This window comes from Achromobacter sp., from assembly GCF_036567245.1.
In the GTDB taxonomy this organism is placed as follows: Bacteria; Pseudomonadota; Gammaproteobacteria; order Burkholderiales; family Burkholderiaceae_B; genus Achromobacter.
Genome location: NZ_DATCUY010000427.1, coordinates 1 through 2,892 on the forward strand (window position 1 = coordinate 1; position 2,892 = coordinate 2,892).

Annotated in this window: 3 protein-coding genes and 1 pseudogene; all 4 read right to left on the minus strand. The window is 69.6% G+C overall.

What is annotated here, in order from left to right; all coding sequences use genetic code 11:
- Positions 1–327: pseudogene (gene aroE, locus VIR09_RS18300) on the minus strand (shikimate dehydrogenase); the annotation flags it as partial.
- Positions 324–1,223, minus strand: coding sequence for a TonB family protein (locus VIR09_RS18305; RefSeq protein ID WP_332014151.1), 900 nt, complete (start codon positions 1,221–1,223; stop codon positions 324–326). The gene VIR09_RS18305 and the pseudogene aroE, both read right to left, overlap by 4 nt.
- Positions 1,224–1,328: 105 nt before the next feature.
- Positions 1,329–2,417 (minus strand): ABC transporter ATP-binding protein, encoded by a 1,089-nt coding sequence (locus VIR09_RS18310; RefSeq protein WP_332014149.1) that lies wholly within the window; start codon positions 2,415–2,417, stop codon positions 1,329–1,331.
- Positions 2,410–2,892 (minus strand): ABC transporter permease subunit (locus VIR09_RS18315; RefSeq protein WP_332014150.1); only part of this gene is annotated, 483 nt, incomplete at its 5' end. The genes VIR09_RS18315 and VIR09_RS18310, both read right to left, overlap by 8 nt.

Below are 2,892 nucleotides of genomic sequence, written 5' to 3' on the forward strand. Positions count from 1 at the left end.
GCCATCGGTATTGCAGCCGTGCCAGGCGCCGTCGCGCCAGGACAGGGTGTTGACCGCGCCGGCCAGGCGGGCGCGGCTGGACAGGCGGCCGGCGGCCAGGGCGTAGGCGTCCAGCTTGAAGGGCACCGTCACGTTCAGGCCCAGTCCGCCCTCGGCCACGAAGGCGGCGACCGCTACGGCAAAGCCGTCCACCGGCGCCAGCAGGCGGTCGTAGCGCAGCGGCTTGCCGGTCTGTTCGGCAAACATGGCATGGATCTGGGGCGAGCGGCTGTGCGCAATGGGGTTGCCGATGACGGCGTATCGGGCGAGAGGGGGCGCCTCGGTCATGGGGCTTGTGTTTCCAGGGTGTCGTTGACGAAATGCCAGGTGCGGGTGATGACCAGCACGTCCGTGTCGCGTGCGATATCGGGCGGGAACGGGGGGAAGGGCGCGGCCAGTTGCACGATGCGGCGGGCCGCCTGGTTCAGGACGGCGTGCGGCGAGGGCTGGTCGATCTCGACATTGGCGATGCTGCCGTCCGCGCGCACGGACACCGTGATGCGCAGGGAGCCGTAGATGCGTCCGCGCGCCTCGTCCGGGTAGTGCTGGGTGCCAACTGTTTCGATGCGGGTGCGCCAGGCGTCCAGGTAGGCGGCATAGCGCGAGGCCTCGGCCGAGGGCGCCACGAACTGCTTGCGCGGCTCGGCGCTGTACTGTTGGACCCGCGCCGCCAGCGCGGCCACCTGGGCGCTCTGGATGAGGCTGGCCTGGTCCTCGGCGTCACGGCCGAGGTCGGCGCCGTCCGGCCAGGGGTTGACGGCCTGGCGCTCGGCGCCGGCGCGGTCGGCGGAGCGCAACTGGGTCATCAGGCGGGTCTGTTCGGCTTCCAGCTGGACCTGGCGGCGGCGCATGGCCTCCAGCACGATGGTCTCGGCCGATTCGCCGGTGCGGGGCAGCGGGGTGGTGGACATGCCGCGCTCGGCGTTGCCGCCGCCGCTCATCTGGTTCTGGGCCTGGGCGCGTGGGGTCTCCGGAGGCGTCTCGCTGCGGGCATTGAGCAGCACGACTTCCAGGCCGGTGGCCGGCGGACGCGAGAGCGCGGGCGCGCCAAAGCGCCACGCCAGGGCGCCGGCGTGCACCAACAGCGATATTGCGATGCCGATGCGCAGGTAATGCTGGGCGGGAGCGCCCAGCCACCGCAGGTAACGGCTCAGCGGGGAAGGGGAATCAGCGAGGCGTTGCACCAGCGCATTGTAGAGCGAGTCCATGTCCGCCGGGCGTCAGGGGCGGTTCACACTGACAGCCTACGCCGCGAGAGCGGGAGCCCCGGGCCGGCTCCGGGCGGCGCTTCAGGCGGCGGTGCGGGGAAAGACCCAGACCTTGCTGGCGGGCAGCGCCAGCCGGCAGGGGCCGGGTTCGCGGCCTTCGGGGCCATAGGCGCGCAGGGCCAGGGTGTGGGCCGGGTCGGCGTCGGGGGTACGGAACAGGTACTCCCAGCGATCGCCCAGATACATGCTGGTCAGCAGCGGCATGTCCAGGTGGTTGCCGTCGGGGTCGTCCGCCAGGCGCACCTGCTCCACCCGGATGACGGCGGTGGCGTCCTGGCCCTGGGCCATGCCCGGGCTGGCCTTGCCCCACAGCGACCAGCCGCGGCCCTCGATGCGGGCCTGGCCGTCGCGCACTTCCGTCACCTTGCCGTCCAGCCGGTTGTTGCTGCCCATGAATTCGGCGGTGAACAGCGTGGACGGGGTGCCGTACATCTCTTGCGGCGTGCCCTGCTGTTCGATCTTGCCATTGTTCAGCAGCAGGATGCGGTCCGAAATCGCCATGGCTTCGCTCTGGTCATGCGTCACCATCAACGCCGACAGGCCCAGGCGGATGATCAGCTCGCGCAGGAAGGCGCGGGCTTCTTCGCGCAGCTTGGCGTCCAGGTTGGACAGCGGCTCGTCCAGCAGGATGACGGGCGGGCTGTACACCAGCGCCCGGCCGATGGCCACGCGCTGCTGCTGGCCGCCGGACAGCGCATGCGGATGGCGGTGGCCGAGCTTGCCCAGGCCCAACTGGTCCAGCACCGCCTGGACCCGTTCGCGCACTTCAGCGCCGGGCACCTTGCGCAGCTTGAGCGGGTAGGCCACGTTTTCGAACACGGTCTTGTGCGGCCACAGCGCATAGGACTGGAACACCAGGCCCAGGTTGCGTTCCTCGGCCGGGACCTCCTTCCTGGCCGCGCCGTCGTAGACGACGCGGTCGCCGATGGTGATGCGGCCGCGCTTGGGGCCTTCCAGGCCGGCCACGGCGCGCAGCAGGGTGGTCTTGCCGCTGCCCGAGGGACCCAGCAATGACACCACTTCGCCCTGGCGCAGCTGCATCGAGACACCCTTGAGCACCGGGTTGTCGCCGTAGTCCAGGTGCAGGTCTTCTACAGAAAGCTCAATCATGAAGTTTGACTCCGAATCGCAGGGCGATGCCCAGGCCGATCACGACCAGAACGATATTGATGAAGGAAAGCGCGGCCACGATATCGATGGCGCCCGAGGCCCACAGCGACACCAGCATGGACCCGATGGTCTCGGTGCCGGGCGACAGCAGGTAGACGCCGGTGGAGTATTCGCGCTCGAAGATCAGGAACATCAGCAGCCAGGAGCCAATAAGGCCGTACTTGGCCAGCGGCACGGTGACGTGGCGGGTGATCTGGCCGCGGCGCGCGCCCGCGCTGCGGGCCGCTTCCTCCAGCTCGGGCCCGACCTGCAGCAGGGTCGAGGAAATGAGCCGCAGGCCATAGGCCATCCACACCACCGTATAGGCCAGCCACACGCTGAAGATGGTGCTGCGCATGGCGCGCAGCCATTCGATGAAGTTCTCGCGCAGCCATTCGGCGAAGGGCAGGGCCGACAGCCAGCCGTTTTCGTCCAC

Coding starts and splice junctions, on each gene's coding strand:
- VIR09_RS18310 (WP_332014149.1), bottom strand. CDS start 2,417: ATGATTGAGCTTTCTGTAGAAGACCTGCACCTGGACTACGGCGACAAC.